The following is a 19,672-nucleotide window of genomic DNA, read 5'->3' as shown; positions in this document are numbered from 1 at the left end:
TGTTTTATATTAATCAGGCATCCGCTTCAAACTGATAGCGACTAATATGATGGTAAACCTCACCAGGGTTAATCAACGCATCTCCTGCTATATCAGCTTGGTTAGGGGCGTCAGGGATCTGCTGAGGTTCTATACATATCCCCTGATATTGACCTAGCCTCTGTTGGTTCTTACCTATCACTCCCGCTAAGCTATTACCTCCATACACCTGCACACCCGGCTGATTGGTATATAAAGTCATGCTACGCCCGCTAAGCGGTGAGCTCAAACGGCCAAATCGCTGTAGTTTTGACTCAGTATTAGGCATCAAGAAGCAATGATCGATTCCCGATGTCGTGGTTAATTCTTCACGGCCAATGAGCGACTGCAGCTCTGTAGGCATTGAAAGATCTAAGTCGCTGCCCTTGGTAGAGTTAACAGATTTTGGGATCCCGCTATCATCAATGCTGAGGTATTGCTGGGCATCGATCTGCAGTTGGTGGTTAAGGCTTGTATTACTAGAGTCTAGATTAAAATAACTGTGCTGAGTCAGGCTAATTGGGCAGGATTTATCAGAGCTTGCTAAGATCTCTACATAGAGATTATTGCCAACGAGACGATAATCTAACTGCACGTTACAGTTACCAGGAAATCCCATATCTTTATCTAGACTTTTGAGACTGAGACGTACACCATCTGGTAGTGGTCCAAGTTGCCAATTTTTGCGATGAAACCCTTCTCGGCCGCCATGTAAACAATTGCTGGCCTGATTTACATCGAGCTGGTACTGAGTTTGGTCCACACTAAAGCTACCATTAGCAATACGGTTGGCGTATCGCCCTGCAATGGCTCCCAAGTAGGCATCTTGGGCAAGATAATCTTCAGCGCTATCACAGCCTAATACCAAGTTTGCACGTTCACCATATCGATCAGGCGCCCATAAAGAACGGATGATCCCACCAAGACTTAGCACTTCTATCGCTATTGTGCCGTTATCTATGAGCAGTCGCTCTATTTGTCCACCACGTGGATCGGTCCAAGGCTCGAGAGGGCGAATACGTACCATAATTAAGTCCTGTTAACTGTTAAATTAATCGCTAAGCTAATTGTCGATACGCTTGGCACCATCGCTTGCAGTGCAGAGATAAATATCGGCTTCTAGGCCTGTTCTCTTGGCGTATTTCTGTTCAACGACTTCAACAACTGCATCGGTTAACGCGTGATCGACGAGTGCGACCACACAGCCACCAAAGCCACCGCCCGTCATACGTACACCACCGCGTTCGCCGATAACATTGGAGATTATCTCAACTAGGTAATCGATTTCTGTAGTGGTGATCTCAAAGTCATCTCGCATCGATATATGAGACTGTGCCATCAATTGGCTAACTTTAGCTATGTCACCGGATTCAAGAGCCCATGCTGCATTTTGGGTGCGCCTGTTTTCAGTGACTACATGTTTAGCGCGTTTGTAGCTGTCGTCGGCTAAATCCGATTTCCCCGCCTCTAAGTTGGCAAGGTCTAGATCTCGTAGTGACTCTAAACCAAAGTGACTTGCGGCTTGCTCGCACTGTTCGCGGCGCAGGTTGTATTCCGACTCAACAAGGCCACGCTGCACATTCGAGTTGATTATGATCAGGCTTAAGCTGTCTGGAATACTGACCGCTTCACTGTCAAGGTCAAGGCAATCAATGAGCAGCGCATGATCTTGTTCACCTAGAGCACTGATCATCTGATCCATGATGCCGCAGGCACAGCCGACAAATTGATTTTCGCCGCGCTGAGCCAGTTGAGCGATTGCCAATGGTGATAGCTTTATTTGGCTGCAATCATTGACGGCGGTACCGAAGGCTATCTCTAATGCCGCTGAAGAAGACAGGCCTGCTCCCATAGGAACATTACTGACCACGGCGACATCCAGCCCTTTTGGTGCTAGGCCTGATGTGGCCATCGCTGCGGTAAAGCCTTTAAGGTAGTTTGACCAATGGTTGGCTGTAGGTTGACCTTCTTCACCGAAAACCCATTCCTCGATTTCACCAGGAAAGGCGTCTGATACGGCGCGAAAGCGCAAATCATCACGGCGTTTAACCACCACAGCCGTATAAAAGTTGATGGCGGCTGGAAGTACAAAACCATCGTTGTAATCGGTGTGCTCACCAATAAGGTTAACGCGTCCAGGGGCACAATAAAGCTCGTCGGCTTGGGTGCCAAAAGTTTGCACAAACAGTTTGTTTGCTCGCTGAGCGGGATTGGACATAATCAAAATTTCCGAATGTTAATATTTGCGTTCAGTAAAAAGCATTGCAATAAACTGGGTGGTTTAGCTGAGTTTGATTCTGGCGACCAATTTTTAACAGCGGTTTACATTAAAAGTTAATCTTAATGCATGATACTTTTTGAGCGAAAACAGCCTTGGTATAGTCAATATGGGCTGTGTCATTTTGTATCGCTCAATATCCATCTAATGTTTTATATCATGACTTTGTAACTTGTGTAACTGAGTTTTTCTATCACAGCTTGATGCAAGCTCCAATGCCCCATGATAATCAAAGGGCATTGGAGCGATAGCTTGAGGTTAGTCGCTTACAAGTTGGTTATTGATGCTCTGTGGCCCAAATACAAATTTACTCAGGGCTAGGGTAATCAAAATGGTTGCGGCCAAGGTAATAGCCATCATGTGGATAAAGTGCAGCGGACTCCAGACGAAGGTGAAGACTGCATACATTAATACGCCAAACACTAGGCCAATCTTAATCGCTTTAGCGTTAACATCCTTAAAGACGAGGGCACAGATAAAGGCGGCAAGTACAGGCATAGAGTAGAGGCCATTTAGCTGCTGTAGTAACGAAATAATACTGGCTGATTGGGCAAATACCGGCACTAAACACAATGAAATAAGGGTAAAGACGAGGGCAACACGGGTACCAATTTTGCGAATATCAGCATTCGGATTGATATAGTTTTGGTGAATATCACAGGTATAAAGCGCTGCAGCTGAGTTTAAGCAAGAGTTAAATGAGCTTAAAACCGCGCCCGCCATTACCGCAGCGAAAGCGCCCGATAGCCAGCTAGGTAGAATATCACCAACCAGCTTGCCGTAGGCTACATCACCAACATCACCGTAAAGTTTATAGGCCACAAGTCCAGGTAACACCACGATAATTGGAATAATTAGCTTCATGACCACGGCTGCGTAGAGGCCTTTTTGTGCCTCTTTAACCGACTTTGCCGCTAGTGCTCTTTGGGTGATCACCATGTTAGTGCCCCAGTAGAAGATCTGAATGAAGATCATACCGGTTAACAGGGTATGCCAAGGAATATCTGATTGAGCATCACCAATCAAGGTGACACGTTCAATTGGGATCCCTGATAGATCCCAGTTTACGGCGTTAAGTGCCAGGTAAGAGACCACTATCCCCATGAGTAGTAAACCAATACCGTTGAGGCTATCGGAGATAGCGATAGCTCTTAGGCCACCAAAAATTGCATAGACGGCACCGACAACGGCAAAGATGATTGCAAGCATAGTTACCGATATCGATAAGCCAAACATAGACTTCATAAATAGTGAGCCGGTATAAAGCACTACTGGCAGCAGGATAAAGGCGTAGCCGAGCATAAACAGCACCGATACCATGGCGCGGATCCCTTTGTCTTGATACTTGCGCTCAAGCAGTTCGGTTGTGGTAGTGCAGTTATACTTGTAATAGATAGGGATCAGCCATTTAGCGAGTATGATGAGTCCCACCGCCGCGGCGATCTCCCACCAAGCAACTAACAAGGTTTGTGCGCCGTTCATACCAACAATTTGTTCGGCGCTGATGTTGGTCATCATCAAGGAGCCAGCAACTACCACCCAACTTAAGCCTCCGCCGGCAAGAAAATAGTCTTTGCTGTCGCTGCTATCGCGGGTGACTTTGCGGCACTTTAGGTAGGTGATTAAACCTACCAAGGCGGTTAAGCCAAAAAATATAACCAGTTGAATAGTGTGTTCCATGTTGATCCTTAACCGTTATTTTTAGTTTTTATATCCTTGTGCCATATCTTAGTACAATACTGCCGACAGATATCGCCTTCTATAGGCAGCATTAAGTTGGATATAGCTGAATGCTGCCTAGTATTTTGGTTCTTTGGCTATTAAAGCCCTCTGGCTTGTTTATTGATATCTGTGTTTGCTGAAACGGGCTCTAGACTAAAGCTGAAGTTCATCGCTTTAGGCACGATACGATAGGGTGCGTGCACAGGTCGCCCCCATGAGGTATCACCGCCAACGCCCATCTGTTTGTAATCAATATTCCAGGTGACAAAGTCACGGATTGGGATCTCGGCGCCATGGTTTGCTGTCACAGGTACGAGTCCTGACGCTGAGCCTTCGGCATCGCCGTCCCTAAAGTCGATATCCGCTTGAGCAAATGGCCAGAGGCTGGTCTGCAACATTTCTGCGTCCATGGTGGATTGGGCTAGCAGGCCTGCTCCCTTGTTATTGGTGACTGCAACATAGCGCACATCAGTACGTTGCCCCGTTTCCTGCGGGCGTGAATAGCGGTGGAAGGTTTGCTCTATGGGTAGGGCATACCAGCCGACAGGATTGCCGGTTTTTCTATCGGCATAGGTCTCTTCAGGGCCGCGGCCAAAGTAGTGCATAAAGCGCATCTCGAAAGGTAGTCTGGCTGAAAAACCGAAGCGCGGAAGATCGGCAAGCTCGCTGTCACCAGGGGTAAAATCACTGCTAACAAATAACTCAGCCTGTTCGCTCACTCGATAAGATGAGGTAAGGGTAAAGCCAAGCTGTGGATGTTTATGGGTAACCTTAAGCGCGGCATTCTTGCCTTTGCTGCGAGTGATGGAGACGAGTTCAAGTTCTTGGCCGGCGTCTTGCCACATGCCAGCCCATTTAGGCATTTGGTTACCTAAGTCATTATCGGTCGGGGCGCGCCAGAAGTTGGCTATTAACGGACTCTTGAGCTGAGACTCTCCCTCGACTCGAATATCCGTTAACCAGCCGGTGTCTTTGTTGATCAGGTATTGAGTGCTCTTTTGCCCTAGAATCCAGTTGTCACGGGTTTCCTTGATGGCATCAATGGTTTTTGCAGTAACTGGCTTAGGCGCTTGCAGGTCAAACTGCTCGAAGGCGATTAGGTGATCGCTTGGCAACATAGGCTGAGGAGTATTGACCTTTATCTCTAGTAGTAATTGATATTCATATTGTGGGCTTTGCTGCATCGTACCAATCGCAGACTCTGGCAAGGCAAAGTTAATCACTTGGCTGCTACCCGCCTTAACTTTTGGCATGGCGACTAAGCCTTCGGTAAGCGGATGTCCGTCTTGCTGCAATGTCCAAACGAGGTTTAGCCCTAGGGTGTCGATAAAGTCATAGCGATTGCTTAAGGTAAACGCCACCTCCTGCTTATTTTGCGTTAGCTTGGTGAGCTTGAGTGGTTGATAAACCTTTTTAACTTCCGACAGATGCGGATGTGGGTTTCTATCGGGATCAACTAAGCCATTATTTAGAAAGTTACCATCGGTAGGCATATCCGGATGATAGTCTTTACCGTAGGCCCAATAGCGCTGACCATTTTCATTGGTAAAGGCAAGTGATTGGTCGACCCAGTCCCAAATAAAGCCGCCTTGCAGCTGAGGGTACTGCTCAATGACATCCCAGTAATCTTGCAGATTACCGACCGAGTTGCCCATGGCATGGGCGTACTCAATCATGATAAGCGGTCTGTCGTTGTGCTCTTTGGCGTACTTTTCGATGCGCTCAATAGACGGATACATAGGAGCGACGATATCGGTATAGGCGTGTTGGCCTGCAGGCTCATATTGCACTGGGCGGCTAGGGTCGCGCTGCTTAATCCAATCGTAGAGTGCAGAAAATAGTTTACCTTCTCCAGCTTCATTACCCAGAGACCAGATGATGATAGAAGGGTGATTCTTATCACGTTCGACCATACGTTCAACCCGCGCCTGATGAGCTGGCAACCAGCTCATTTCATTACCAAGCTGGGTATTTTTATCGATAGCTAGAGGGTGTGATTCGATATTGGCTTCATCGATAACATATAGGCCGTACTTATCAGTGAGGCTCAACCAGTATGGATCATTTGGATAGTGGCTTGAGCGCACTGCGTTGATATTGTTCTGCTTCATTAGGCGAATGTCGGTTTCCATGCTGGCTCGACTGACGACATGACCCGTATCGGGATCGGTTTCATGTCTGTCGACACCGCGAATGGTGATCGCCTTATTATTAACAAGCAGCTGACCATCTTTTATCTCGACTCTGCGAAAGCCTAGGTGTTGACTACTGGCTTGCAGCAATTCACCTTGGTTATCGCTAAGACTGACAATTAGTTGATAGAGGTTAGGAGTTTCTGCGCTCCAAAGTTTGGGTGAATTGAGAGAAAAGTCGAGCTGCTGTGTCTGTTGTTTTGCCAGCTTAGAGATACTTTGAACGCCACTGCTAACCTCTACACCTTGAGGCGATAGCAGTCGATAGCTGAGGCTGACATCTTTGGCTTTGGCATGGTTTGCTAACTTCAATTTAAGTGAGACTTCTGCCTTATCTAAGTTTGCCGACATCTGATAAGTGGCGTCGATATCGCTAATGCGTTGTTTTTCTGTAGCGTATAGATAGACGTCACGCTCTATGCCACTGACCCTGAGCATATCTTGGCTTTCTAAGTAACTGGCATCACTCCAGCGGATGATTTGCAGCGCTAGTAGGTTTTCTTGTCCATTTAGATAGGGAGTGATATCAAATTCAGCAGGGGTTTTGGCACCTTGGCTGTAACCGACTTCAGTGCCATTCACGAAGGCGGTCAGCGCTGAGCGTGCGGCGCCAATATGCAGAAATACCTGCTTGTCTTGCCAGCTCTGCGGCAGAGTGATTTCACGGCGATAACTACCTGTAGGATTGTGATCTTCTGGGGCATCGGGCCAGGAGGTGGTAAAGGGGTAGCGCTCATCTAAGTAGATGGCGTGGCCAAAGCCCTGTGTCTCCCAATTGCCAGGAACTTGAATGCTCTGCCAACTTTCAAGTTTGGCATCCCTTTGTGCAAAATCCTTTGGTGCACTCGATGGATTGTTAGCATAATGAAATTGCCAGCGACCGTTAAGGTCGAAGAAATTTTCACTGTCTCGATACTCATCTTTAAGCGCTTTTTCTTGGCTGGAATAACCAAAGAAACTGGCATGGGGTGGCTGCTTATTTTGCTCGAAGATTTGATGGTTTTGCCATCTTTGGGGGGCATCTTCAGCATAACTTAAGGGGCTGACTAACAGGGTTAGTACACCTGCGATAAGGCGGCTGTTAGTTACAATTTTACTCGTTGATTGTCGGGTATTCATCAGGCGTGACTCTTCATTAATTATTATTTTTTGATTTGAAGTTTATTTTCTCTGCCAAACCACAGCTAAGTGTTTGCTATCAGGGCTAATAGCAATACGAGAGGCATTTAGGTAACGCTCGCTCGGCGCCGCAATAGGACTCAATATTTGCCAGTCTGGCTGCTGTTTAGAAGCTGAGTTCCAGCCGCGTAAATGGCCGCTATCTATATTTAAAAGCCAATTATTCTTGCTCCAGGCATAGTCTTCGCTTGCGCTACTAGGGAGTGTTATTAATCGACTGTGGCTATTGTCTTGTGGCGAGAAACGCTTAATTACTCTGTCGCCATCAAGCTGCTTATGTAGGTAGCTAAAGGCGCGGTCATTGGGGATGGCGTGGATACTGCGGCCAACGTTGTCTACCACAAAGTGGCGTTCATCTGCAGTTTCGCCCTTAGGTTCAAAATAGAGACTATAGGCATACCTTGCCCAAATGAGGGTGCCTAAACGCGCATCACTAGCAAAGTAACCCGTTGGAATATAACTATTGATGGCACGCTTGCGTGGGTTATTGCTCGTTTGTTGCCAAACGCTTTGGTGAGGTACACCTTGCTCGACTACATACTTGAGCTGATAGCTATCAGTGCCATTTTCGAAAGCTTGCGGTGAATATTCGCTCTGCTCAGGGGTAAAGGTCAGTTGGCTAAGACTGCTGTCAGTGAGGCGATACTGATATATATCGTTTTGTGCGTTTACTCTGTCTGAAGTAAACAGCAGGTTTTGGCTATCGGGGCTAAAGCTCGGTTGGTTGTCGTAGCCATCGCGCTCAGTGACGGCTTGGGCTTCACCGAGGCTCCATTGTTTGCTGGTGTCGTTGTAATCTAAGGGATAGATCCAGATATCGAACCCAGCAGCCAGAACGCTGCTGGGAATAAGAAGGCTTGCTAGAAATGCATAACCCGCCAGAGTAGAGTTTTTATTATTATTTGGCATTGTATGTGATTGGTCATTATATACTCGTTAACAAATAACATACGCTATAATAGGGATAATGTATACAATTAGCCCGTTTGCTCATTTTCTAATGCATTCGCCTCATTTTGACGGTTAATGGCATGAGGATTATCAGGAGCAGCACCATTAGGAGTCAGCAACTCTTTGACTAAGTGTTCAACAAAACCGGCACCTGCCGCCTCATAAAGGTTATAAACACTGTGTACCCCAGACTCACTCAGAGAGTGGGCATCTTCTTTATATTTGACAATAGCGCTCAATTTTCCTTGATAATCGAGCAGCTGTAATTGCTCAACGGCAAACTGGTTACCCACATGATGAGGCATGGTCAGTAGCACGAGTTCAAGGTTGGGGGCTTTATCGAGCTTCTCCCAAAAGTCGGTATCTGAAGCATCGCCCTGTACTACATTTCTGCCCTCTGAAATATGAAAGTCGACCAGCTCTTGTTTATGCTCAACCCCTAAGATCTCACCATCATAGCGAGCCCTGAGTTCATCATAAGCACCAGAGCCGATACGTCCCATGCCTAAGATCAGAAAGCGCGGGTTGCCAACGGGAATAGGTCTATCTTCAGGATGAAGAGGGTGTTTCTCTAAGCGCTTAAGTTTGCCTTGGAACTTTTGATAAATACGGCTGGAGGCGGTATTGAGCGGGGCTGCAAATAGAAAACTAAAGCTAAGTGCTACCGCAAGGATCACCATCCACTGTGGTGGTAGCCAACCTTTTGATGTGGCCACAGCCGCAACAATCAAACCGAACTCACTGTAGTTACCTAAATTAAATGAGGTCATCAAGGCTGTACGTGAACGCAGCTTAAAGTGCGTCAACAAGTACATAAATAGAATGACTTTAATCGGCACCACGAGTACCAAGATAGCCGCTAGGCCAATATCGGAGAAGGTAGGTAAGCCGTTAAGGCCGACCGTTAAGAAAAAGGCGACTAAGAACAGCTCTTTGAAGTAAAACAGCGACTTTGCTAACTCCGAAGATTTTGGGTGACCCGCCAGCAAAATACCTATGATAAGTGCGCCCAAATCTGGTTTTAGCCCAACTAATTCAAATAGGCCTGCGCCCATCACCAGCGCCATCACTAAGCCAAATAATACTAATAACTCACCGTGACCAACTCGGTCGAATGCCTTGTAAATAAGTGGCTTTGCCAGCGGTAATAATAGGAGCGCTAATGCCCAGTAGGAAGGAATGTCTCCCTTAGATATGGTGAGAAACGCAACTGCAAAGATATCTTGCATAATCAAGATACCAATGGCTACGCGGCCATAAAGTGACTGCATATCACCCTTATCTTCGAGCACCTTTACCGCAAAAATGGTACTGGAAAAGCTCAGTGCGAAAGCGAGTAGGGCGAGCTGGTCAAGTTCAAGACCGGTAAGCTGCTCTAGGCCTAATAGGCCGAGGATTTTAAGCAGTGGGATGAAAAACAGCATGGAGCATAGCAAGTGTAAACTTGAGCCAGCCCATACTTCGGCTTTAAATAGGCTGCGCAGATCTAATTTTAGGCCGATGGCGAATAATAATAGGGTGACACCTAAGTTAGCCAACTGCTCCAGCATAGGTAGGCTAGACTCTTCAATTCCGAATAAAAACAGCATAAATCCCGCAACAAGATAGCCAATTAGGGGGGGGAGTCCCACGCGGCTAACTAACATGCCGCAGGCTAAGGTGATAATGAGTATGGCGGGTTCCATGATGCTCCTTTTTAAATATGGAATGATGCACCATTGTATAAGAAATTTATGAAGTTGAGCTGAAAAATGTGAACAAAAGTGATGTTTATTAATGCTTTTTATTAAATTAGGAGCTAGGCACAAAAAAGCCTCGGTTCATTCAATGAACCGAGGCTTATATTGGTTTACTCTGTGATGACTTATCATCAACTGAGTGACGGCATAAGCACTATTTAACTAAGTGATCCAAGTGCTCAGCAAAGGCCTTTGGTCGCATAAAGCCAGTGACACGTAGGTCATCACGAATGGCGCCACTTTCATCAAACATTAACAGCGTAGGTAGGCCGAGAATGTTGTAGTGCTCCAGCAATTCGATATCAATTGCATCATTCTTAGTGACGTCAGCTTGTAGCAGTACCATCTTGTTCATGCGCTCTAGCACTTGGGCGTCTTTAAAGGTGATAGCTTCAAACTCTTTACAAGCGACACACCAGTCAGCATAAAAGTCGACCATTACCGTTTTGCCTTGTGCGGTTGCTGTAGCAATTTCGGTTTGTAAATCTTCTAACGACTTAATGCGCTTAAAGGCATGATGCTCAGCTGTGTTATTAGCGGTTACAACTGAGTGATTTTTGAAACCAAGCTGAGCCATAACGGCTTGCATGCCGTAAGAAAAACTCGCCAGTAGTGCCAACATCAGTAGTACCGAGCGTACAGTTTGTTTCCAGTTAAACTCGGTAAGTTTGTTCTGATGCATCAAGTAACCTATCAACACAATACCCCAGATTGACCAAAGGAGATCTGAGATAAAGCCTGGCCAAATACGGCCTAGCATCACAATCGATACGGCGATGAGTAGGAAACCGAAGACCGTCTTGATGACATCCATCCAGCTACCAGCTCTAGGTAATAATTTACCGCCCGAGGTACCGATAATCAGTAGTGGCAAGCCCATACCCATGCTCAGTACATACAGTGCTAGGAAGCCCTGCATTAGATCGCCTGTTTGCGCCACATAGATCAGTGCACCAGATAGCGGAGCCGTGGTGCAAGGTGAAGCAACAAGACCAGAGATAATGCCCATCACGAACACACCAATAACGTTGCCGCCTTTTTGGTTGTTCGAGAATGAATTCATTTTTTCCTGCCATTTAGATGGCAGTTTTAGATCGTACAGGCCAAACATTGACAGACTTAATACAAAGAACAGTATTGCCAATACAATAAGCACGGCAGGGTGTTGCAGCGCAGCTTGGTACTTCATACCAGCAGAGGCAACAACAAGACCAACTAATGAGTAAGTAATCGCCATACCCTGCACATAGACCATCGACAGGCTGAAAGCTTTGGCAGTTGAAAGCTTTTTACCTTGGCCCACAATAATACCAGAAAGGATCGGGTACATTGGGAATACGCAGGGAGTTAGCGCAAGGCCAACACCTAAGCCAAAGAAGATCACTAAGGTCCAGATAAGGCTGTCGCCTGAAAGCATAGCGCTTAGGCTGTCTTGTTGGGTGATTGGTGCGCTGGTGGCATCGGCAGGAGTTGCCGTTGCATCGACACTAGCTAACGACTTGTCGGTATCGCTTAGTAGGCCATCATTGGCAGCGACTTCGGTTAACTCAGCCGTTTTCTTGGTCGGTGGAAAGCAAAGCTTGCCCTCGGCGCAGCCCATAAAGGTGACATTTAACTTGCCGCCAGCAAGCGACTCTTTGATTGCGACTGGCATCTCGACGTAAGTGTAATATACCTCTTGCTCACCGAAGTATTCATCGGTGTGAGGCTTACCTTGAGGCAGTGCTATTTCACCTAAGATAGCTCCGTCGGCGGCTTCGAATTTAAGCTTGTCGCGGTACATGTAGTAACCGTCGGCGATGACCCAGCTAATTTTGACTTGGTCGCCTTGTTGTTTAAAGTCGAACACGAACGCCTGATCGACAGGCATAAGCTCAGGCTCGCCCTTTAAAAAGTCAAACTTATTACTACTGAAAATACCCTCTGCATGTGCCAGTGGCGTCAGCAGCAGTAGTGAGGCTAAAAACAGGTTTATGATTCTTTTCATGGCTGTGTGGTTTCTTTTATCCAATCAAAATAGGCTGGCAATCCTTGGGTCACAGGGAGTGCGATTAGCTCGGGTACATCATAGGGGTGTAACTTAGAAAGAAGCTGCTCGATAGCGTTGTAATGTTGCGCTAAACATTTTATGTGTAAGCCAAACTCTTGTTCTTCACATATCTGCCCCTGCCACTCATAAACCGAAGTCACAGCTTGCGAGATTTGCACGCAGGCAGCGAGTTTAGCTTTGACTAACTCATGGGCAAGCATTTTAGCCTGTTCATGACTTGGGCAAGTTGTGATAACTAATAAAAATTCGTTTTGCATGACACTCTTTCTATTTATCAACAGATTAAAACTGTATTAAGCCTGCTATTGTATTATGCGGTTCAAGTTACGATGACAGTACTTAAAGCTAACGGCTTTTAAAATCTAATCGATACTTTACGTCTTTTAACTTAGCCTTGCATTAAGGTGTGGCTAAAATAGTGATGCCAGTAGTTTTTGCTTACAATTACACACCTAATTGAGGCATACGTTAGGATTTATACTGCTATTTAGTGGCATCAAATAAACTACGACTTGAAAGTAGACCGAGTCGCCCCAATTTAGTTTTCAACACCAGCAAAAAATGTGAGGTCAGTGTGTTTTTTATTTTGTTATTAATATTCGTGGTAGTTCCTGTGATGGAGCTATCTGTACTGATCCGCGTTGGTGAGGTTTTAGGTAGCTGGACGACTGTGGCGCTAGTGATTTTTACCGCAGTTGTGGGTGTCTCTTTAGTGCGCAGTCAGGGCATAAGTACCTTGATGCAGGTGCAGCAAAAACTTGCTCGTGGTGAAGCGCCAGGACAAGAGATTGTTGAAGGTATGATGCTAGCGGTTGCTGGCCTATTATTGCTGATCCCTGGCTTTGTAACTGACTTTATCGGTCTGGTACTACTGACCCCCTTCACTCGCATTCCTGTGGCTAAGTTCTTTTACAAGCGTATGCAGCTAAAAGTGCAGGCAAATGGAGGCTTCCAGTCGGGCTTTGGTCCTGGGTTTGGCCCGGGAATGGGTCCACAAGGGCAAAACCCATTTGAGAGTCCATTTGAAAAGAAGAGTGGTAACTCACCATTCGATCAGGGCAATACATTCGACGGTGATTTTGAGCGTAAGCCCGATCCGAGTGATAAGCGTCCCGAGAGCCATCAAGTTAATGATACGACTAACCAGCCTAAGAATGATAAAGAGCCAAAAGCTTAACTCTGTTTAGGATTTCTAGGGTAAAAGCGATCGGCTTTACGTTCGATATGGTTAAATTTTCGGGTGTTCTTATAAGGCAGCTTCATAAAGCCTGACACCCCTTTGCCCTGGATCTTATCCACATGAGCCAAGATCCTATCTAGGCTAGCACGAAAAGCAGCCTGTTTTCTTGGATTGAGTAGCCGCAAGTAGCTATGGATCTTCATGTGGTTTGGCAGTACCTCAAAAATGATGCAGCCGGTATGGTGAATTTGGTTGATCCAGCCCAATTCGGTCATGATCTCTTTTGGCAGTTCTAAGTTCTCTTCTGGGTCGCGACCATCTTCAAAATAGGAGTGAAGTCGTGACTTATCTTCCAGAGAAGGCACATTCCCCACCTCAAATGGCAACTGTTGATCGCAACCGGTAACGAAAGGCTGCGCGCTGTCTTCACGTTCAATATGCAAGGTGTCGCGAGCATTAAAGAAACAGGCTTTAAATACCCCGATACGACGGATCCCGCGAGCCAATGTCACCATATTATTAACCGCAATTGTAATAGCGTGTTTTTGCTCGGCCTTGTAAATCGCCAAGTTGGAGTCGATAAACACCCCGGTTTCGCGCCAATGAATGGCTAGCCCGCCTACAATCGCGTACTGGCTAAGACGACCTACGGCGGCGATAAAGCCTTTTTCGGTATCTCCCATGCCAGCCATAAAGTTTCGGTAATACTTTTCTAGCTGCAGATCATCCATCTTGTTTATGGGATCATCGCCATTGTGCTCTTTTAAGAATGCTTTACGTGAGCTATAACTTACGGTCTCAACCTCTTTATCTTTTGGCAGGATCCACACTGGGATCTCTGCTGTGAGCGCAGTCGAATTAATTTCGGGTAGATGCATTCGGTGGCTGTGACTCATACTCTTTAAAAAGTAATCGCCAGCTTTTCTACGCTGCTTTGGATCCTCGCTTAGCATGCCATCTAAGGTTCTAGCCAGCTCGATGGGAAGGCCTATACTGGTCGGCGGGATCACCTTGCTACCAAAGCGGCTGGCCTGACCAGACGCTAGCGCATAAAGGGTTGCTGCCACACCTTGCTCATCAAACCTTGGGCTAGAAAGCGCGCCATTGAGTTGTTCGTCACCAATAAAGTAAACATCACCCATCCGAGCATTGGTATGCTGGTGATCGCTAGACATCAAGTCCATTACATTACCATTAACCGGATTTCCGTCATTATCTCGCTGAGCAAATACAGCCGAGCCCCAGTCAATTAAAGACAGGTGCTGAGTGTTAGTGTCATAAACTAAGTTGGAAGGTTTGATATCGCCATGAATAAGCGGTCGACCATTATGTAGGTACTGCAAAATGGCCGCCAGTTGCCGAGCAATGTTCATTACTGTGGCAACAGGTAAGGCGCCGACTCGAATGCAAAGTTGCTCGAGATCTTCACCTGGAGCCCTCGCCATTACTAAGATCCCTTGCTTGCCTACATGTTCAAACTTAATCACAGGGGGCACATTAGGATGAATGACCTGCGACAGCATAAAGGCCTCCTCTTCAAGGCGATCTTGAATATGCTGAGGCAAGGTTAGGCGAGAGAACTTAAATACGTGAGCCTGCCCTAGCTTATTCACTCCAGCAAACACAAAGCCATAGGCGCCTTTACCGACTAACTCTAATTCTTGATATCCCAACTTGCCTAGCTGCTGCTTACACAGGCGGATCCATGCTCTATGTTTACGGGCATCGTGAGCACCCAGCAGATAGATAGATTGCTCTTCTGAGATGTAAAAATGTTGAAGTTCAGGTGTTTGCAATTGAGATCCCTCTTATGTGAACTCCATTAAATCAACAAGCTGTAATAAAGTCCAAGTGGATTCATTTTAAAGCAAGAGTCGTTGCATATAAAAAGCCGATATTAGTGACACCTAACCAATATTTTCGAGTGAGATATTGATACATATCAAACCGATGAGAATAAGAGAGAGGTAACCTTTAGTTAGTACGACTATAAATGATATAAGCCAGATAAAAAGGCTTACATATCAACACAGAGGTGGCTATGTCAGGATTAGACAAATTACAATTAATTGAACTGCTTGAATACCCTAGGCGTCGAATTCTTCAGTCAATGGAACTGAATTATTGTCCTCATGCAGGTTTTTTTAATCACACCGATATGGAGTGCATTAATTGTCATCAAGGTATGGAATGTACCTGGATGAATCACAATGATGAAACCGTCGCGGTTGAGAAAAAGTCAGTCGAAGAGCTGAAGCAACAACTGCTGGTCGCAGTCGACTTCATCGATTCTAGCTTAACGCCACATCATCTATCGCGTCGTCAATGTGAGTGTGAAAACTGTGTGTGGTTAAAGAAAGTACAGCAAGTGCTGAAGGTGTAAACAAGTCGATAGGTTTGACTTGGTATTTAAAATTAGGCGCTGCTGATATGTTTTGCTTCTGCTTAAAGGTGTCTATAAAGTAAGGCCAAAGCGGTATACCCCGTCTTGTGTCATTGGCTGTTTTTTGTGAGCTAACTTGAGTGAGAGCTCACTTCTGTGAGATGTTAGTCGTTCAGCAGCTGATGATATTCAAGTGCTAGGTCATACCTTGGTTTTCTTTGATATGGACCTTGAATATGCAGCCAAGTTTTTGGCACGACAAATGGGATGCCCAGCAAATTGGCTTTCATTTAAGTGCAGTTAACCCCCTTCTGGTAAAATACTGGCCACAACTTGAGTTAGCCGCCAATACTCAAGTATTTGTTCCTCTGTGCGGTAAATCATTAGATATGTGCTTCTTGGCTGAGCTGGGCCATGATGTTTTAGGCTGCGAGTTAAACGAGTTAGCAGTGCAGCAATTTTACCGTGAAAATGCACTGGCTGTTGATACTCGCACAGTAGCTGAACACCAACGTTTTCATACCGAACAAGTCACTATCTATCAGGGCGATATTTTTAGCCTTGATGCAGCAGAAATGCCAAGTACAAAGGCTTTCTATGATCGCGCGGCCCTGATTGCTTGGCCTGAAGAGATGCGTTTAGCCTATGCGCGTCAACTGGCTAAGCTGATCCCAACAAGCAGCATTGGTTTACTCATTACTCTCGATTACCCACAAGCAGAACTGAATGGTCCGCCTTTCGCTGTATCAGACGACTGGGTACAGGCAAATCTTGCTGATGACTTTGAGATTGAGCGCTTAGCCTGTGAAGATGTGCTAGCAGAAAACCCTCGTTTCGTGAACAAGCAGGTTTCATGGCTGACAGAGTCAGTTTATAAGTTAACCCGAAAAGGTTGAAAAGAAGGTTCTAGGAAAAGCAGGTTCTAGGTCTTAGGAAAAGCAAAGACGGAAAAGCCGGATAGAGCAGAGACGGTAAAGTTAAGATGATAAAAGCCGAACGGCCTACGGCCTAGCGAACGCCTCGCTCACGGATAACGGAACGCTGCGCTTACGGAAAAGATCAAAAAAGCGACCCTGAGGTCGCTTTTTTATGGCTTTAAATCGTTAGAGTCTTAAGACTCAATCGATTAGAAGTTGTAACGCATACCGATAGTGAATACGTTGTCATCTTCTAGATCTGTCTTAGCGCCAGCGATCTTGTAATCACCTGTGTACATAGCGTAGTGGCCATATACCATAGTTGATTTAGAGATCTTGTAGTCAGCACCAATAGTGATGTTTTGTACGTTTACATCGTTAACAGTTTTAAGGAAACCATTAGTTTCGTTAGCTTCTGTATCTGGAGCATTCGGGTTTAAGTATGCGAATGAGTTAGAGAAATACTTGCTTAGGCCTGACTCATCAACACCGTATTGAACTTTCAAGTTAACACCGTTTAGGTTGTAAACTGCGTTTACAAAGTAAGTGTTACCTTCTAGGTTGTCATACTTGTTGCTTTCAGTGTTCTGGAAGAAACCACCCACTTTAAAGTCACCAAATTTAGCTTGAGCTACAGCGCGGTATGCATCGATATTTGAGATGCCTTTGTTGTAAGCTGCTGCTACGTAGTAGTTTTGTGCTTTGAACTTCTTGTCACCAAGAGTTGCGCTTAATGCGTACTGAGCATCAGAGTCTGTACCAGCACCTTGATTGTTGTCAGTCATTAGGTAAGTCGCGTTCAAAGTTACTAGGTCAGCGATCTTTGGCGAGTAGTACCAGATACCGTCTGCAGCACGAGTTTGACCAGCAACTAGACGGTCGATATCGGCGTTAGTGTTACCGAATGCATCGATGCCACCTTCAGCTTGCTTAAATACAGTGTCGTTACGACCAACAAGTACTGTACCTGCTTGAGACTTAAGACCTAGGAAAGTGTTACGCGCTTTAAATACGTCACCTTCGCTTGAAGTATTTTCTACTTGGAATTCCATCTGGTAGATAACGTCGATGTTGCTAGTTAGGCTTTCGCTGCCTTTCACACCGATGTGAGAGAAGTTGTTTTCTAGATATGTACCGCTTTCACCAATGTTTACACCGTTAGTGCCGCCCTGAAGAGTTGTACCTTGATCAGAGTTTGTAACAGCTAGGTCTAGACGACCGTAAAAGCTAGGACCATCGGCTAGCGCGCCGAAAGAAGCTAGGGTTAAAACTGATGCCACTGATGCAGAGATTAGTGTCTTTTTCATTTCATTTGCTCCCAGAACCTAAGTTCCTATTCGTTTCTTATGGTTTCTTACGTAATCTTTTGTTTTTGTTACAAGCATCCGAGCGCATAACAATTGTGGTGCCAGATATTACAGTTTTATGAATTTTAAATTGTGGACTAGATCATGTTTTCAAGGGTCAAGCACGGAATTGAGATTTTTTTGTGACGATTAGGCGATTTTGGTTATCTATTTGGTAACTTCTATCGGAATGTCGATTTAAATGTATCTATAAATAGGTATTTAAAGTTGTTTCCACTAAATCGCTTTAGCTAAATTAGTGGTAGAAACGAGTAATATTAGAGTTTGTCTATTGCCTGAGCTCTGTATGAAAATTGCTCAAAAAAGGCTTTGCAATGCAAAATTGCATCAAAGCGCTAAATACCTGTGTTTGTCATGGTAGTGACAAAGTGATGAGGCATGATAATGGTGTTAAATCAGGTGGGCATTGAAGTAAGTTATTGGTGCAGAAATAACAAAGGCAGCGAAAGCTGCCTTTGATGATAGTGTGTTGGCTTCTCCATATTGCTTTTAATCAAACAAGCATCGCTGGAGAAGTCAGAACTTAGCAGTCCGATTAGAAGTCGAAACGCATACCAACAGTGAAGATATCGTCACTTAGGTCATGGCTAAAACCGCTTAGTTTCATATCGCCATCGTACTTAGTGTAGTGACCGTATACTAAAGTGTTTTTGCTTAGGCGGTAGTCTGCACCAAGGCTGAACTGCTGTAGGTCGACATCGCTAACAGTTTCTAGTGTTGCGCCATCAGTGCCACCTACATAACGGCTAACATACTTACCTAAGCCAGAATCGTCGCTACCGTACATAGCCTTAAGCTTAAGGTTACCCATTACATAAGCTGCGTTAACAAAGTAAGTATCACCTTCTAAGTTGTCAAACTTACTGTCAACGTGCTCACTGTTTTGGTACAAACCACCTAAGATTACTTGGCCAAACTTAACTTGAGCCACACCGCGGTAGGCTTTTACGTTGTCGATGCCATCGTTGTAGGCCGCAGAAACATAGTAATTCTGAGCTTTTAAGCCTTTGTCACCAACTGTTGCACTTAGTGCGTACATATTGTCAGTGTATACTTCTTCACCTTGAGCATTGACTTGATCATAGTTGTCATCCATTAAATAAGTGGCGTTTAATGTCACTAGATCGGCAATTTTTGGTGAGTAGTAACTGAAACCATCAGCGCTACGAGACTGGCCAGCTACCAATAGGTCGATGTCTGAGTTAGTGTTACCGAAAATATCGAAACCACCTTCAGAAGCTTTAAATACCGTGTCGTTACGACCCACTAATATAGTACCTGCCGTAGCAGACTTAAGACCTAGGAAGGTGTTACGAGCAGAGAAAGTGTCGCCTGAATTGTCGAAGTTACTGACGCCAAACTCCATTTGATACACAACTTCAAGGTCGTTATTGATTGCTTCAGTGCCTTTAACACCTAACCATGAGAAGTTGTTCTCAATGATAGTTCCTGACTTTTGGTTTTGAGTTGCGATACCCATATCAGAGTTAGTGATGGCAAGATCAGCACGGCCATAAAAATTAGGCCCATCAGCTAGTGCTGTAAAAGAAGTGGCGGCTAGTGCTGAAATAATAGTGGCAGACAGAACAGTTTTTTTCATTTTCATCTTCCTGTAGCGAATCGCTATTTTATAGTTGCAGGCTATCAATAATCGTCAGCCCTACTTTACGGGCTAACAAGAGTGAAGCTGTTATTT

General features: G+C 45.4%; 14 protein-coding genes. 3 read left to right on the top strand and 11 right to left on the bottom strand.

The window, feature by feature from the left end; all coding sequences use genetic code 11:
• Positions 1–13 precede the first annotated feature (13 nt).
• The 8 genes from K5Q73_RS03120 to cutA form a co-directional block, all read right to left on the bottom strand.
• On the bottom strand, positions 14–1,045 hold the full coding sequence (locus tag K5Q73_RS03120; protein ID WP_220758989.1) for an aldose epimerase family protein: 1,032 nt from the start codon (positions 1,043–1,045) through the stop codon (positions 14–16).
• Between the two features lie 36 nt (positions 1,046–1,081).
• The gene (galK, locus tag K5Q73_RS03115; RefSeq protein ID WP_220758990.1) at positions 1,082–2,236 is read right to left on the bottom strand and encodes a galactokinase; all 1,155 of its coding nucleotides are present in this window, start codon (positions 2,234–2,236) and stop codon (positions 1,082–1,084) included.
• 318 nt (positions 2,237–2,554) lie between these two features.
• The gene (locus K5Q73_RS03110; protein WP_220758991.1) at positions 2,555–3,976 is read right to left on the bottom strand and encodes a solute:sodium symporter family transporter; all 1,422 of its coding nucleotides are present in this window, start codon (positions 3,974–3,976) and stop codon (positions 2,555–2,557) included.
• A gap of 140 nt (positions 3,977–4,116) precedes the next feature.
• Positions 4,117–7,329, bottom strand: a complete 3,213-nt coding sequence (locus K5Q73_RS03105) for a glycoside hydrolase family 2 TIM barrel-domain containing protein (protein ID WP_220758992.1) — start codon at positions 7,327–7,329, stop codon at positions 4,117–4,119.
• Positions 7,330–7,371: 42 nt separating this feature from the next.
• Positions 7,372–8,298 (bottom strand): hypothetical protein, encoded by a 927-nt coding sequence (locus K5Q73_RS03100; protein WP_220758993.1) that lies wholly within the window; start codon positions 8,296–8,298, stop codon positions 7,372–7,374.
• A gap of 68 nt (positions 8,299–8,366) precedes the next feature.
• On the bottom strand, positions 8,367–10,025 hold the full coding sequence (locus K5Q73_RS03095; RefSeq protein ID WP_220758994.1) for a cation:proton antiporter family protein: 1,659 nt from the start codon (positions 10,023–10,025) through the stop codon (positions 8,367–8,369).
• 208 nt (positions 10,026–10,233) lie between these two features.
• Positions 10,234–12,066 carry a protein-disulfide reductase DsbD gene (locus K5Q73_RS03090; protein ID WP_220758995.1) on the bottom strand — a complete coding sequence of 611 codons (1,833 nt, stop codon included), beginning with the start codon at positions 12,064–12,066 and terminating at the stop codon, positions 10,234–10,236.
• Complete coding sequence (cutA, locus tag K5Q73_RS03085) at positions 12,063–12,386, bottom strand: divalent-cation tolerance protein CutA (protein WP_220758996.1); 324 nt, start codon at positions 12,384–12,386, stop codon at positions 12,063–12,065. The genes K5Q73_RS03090 and cutA overlap by 4 nt, the downstream gene beginning before the upstream one ends.
• Before the next feature lie 317 nt (positions 12,387–12,703).
• On the opposite strand from cutA, the gene K5Q73_RS03080 reads away from it, so the two are divergent.
• Positions 12,704–13,306, top strand: a complete 603-nt coding sequence (locus K5Q73_RS03080; protein WP_220758997.1) for an FxsA family protein — start codon at positions 12,704–12,706, stop codon at positions 13,304–13,306.
• Here the strand turns inward: K5Q73_RS03080 and K5Q73_RS03075 are convergent.
• Positions 13,303–15,105 (bottom strand): protein kinase, encoded by a 1,803-nt coding sequence (locus K5Q73_RS03075; RefSeq protein ID WP_220758998.1) that lies wholly within the window; start codon positions 15,103–15,105, stop codon positions 13,303–13,305. The two genes, K5Q73_RS03080 and K5Q73_RS03075, sit on opposite strands and share 4 nt — an antisense overlap.
• A gap of 245 nt (positions 15,106–15,350) precedes the next feature.
• Between K5Q73_RS03075 and K5Q73_RS03070 the strand changes: the two genes are divergently transcribed.
• Positions 15,351–15,692 carry a hypothetical protein gene (locus K5Q73_RS03070; RefSeq protein WP_220758999.1) on the top strand — a complete coding sequence of 114 codons (342 nt, stop codon included), beginning with the start codon at positions 15,351–15,353 and terminating at the stop codon, positions 15,690–15,692.
• A gap of 236 nt (positions 15,693–15,928) precedes the next feature.
• Entirely contained in the window at positions 15,929–16,588 is a 660-nt protein-coding gene (locus K5Q73_RS03065) for a thiopurine S-methyltransferase (RefSeq protein WP_220759000.1), read from the top strand.
• Positions 16,589–16,818: 230 nt separating this feature from the next.
• Here the strand turns inward: K5Q73_RS03065 and K5Q73_RS03060 are convergent, their stop codons facing one another.
• Positions 16,819–17,916, bottom strand: a complete 1,098-nt coding sequence (locus K5Q73_RS03060) for a porin (protein WP_220759001.1) — start codon at positions 17,914–17,916, stop codon at positions 16,819–16,821.
• Positions 17,917–18,511: 595 nt separating this feature from the next.
• Complete coding sequence (locus K5Q73_RS03055) at positions 18,512–19,576, bottom strand: porin (RefSeq protein WP_220759002.1); 1,065 nt, start codon at positions 19,574–19,576, stop codon at positions 18,512–18,514.
• Between the last annotated feature and the right edge of the window lie 96 nt (positions 19,577–19,672).

The sequence above is a fragment of the Shewanella sp. MBTL60-112-B2 genome (assembly GCF_019655055.1).
In the GTDB taxonomy this organism is placed as follows: Bacteria; Pseudomonadota; Gammaproteobacteria; order Enterobacterales; family Shewanellaceae; genus Shewanella.
Note: the sequence above shows the minus strand (reverse complement) of the source record. Positions and strands in the feature narration are given on the sequence as shown.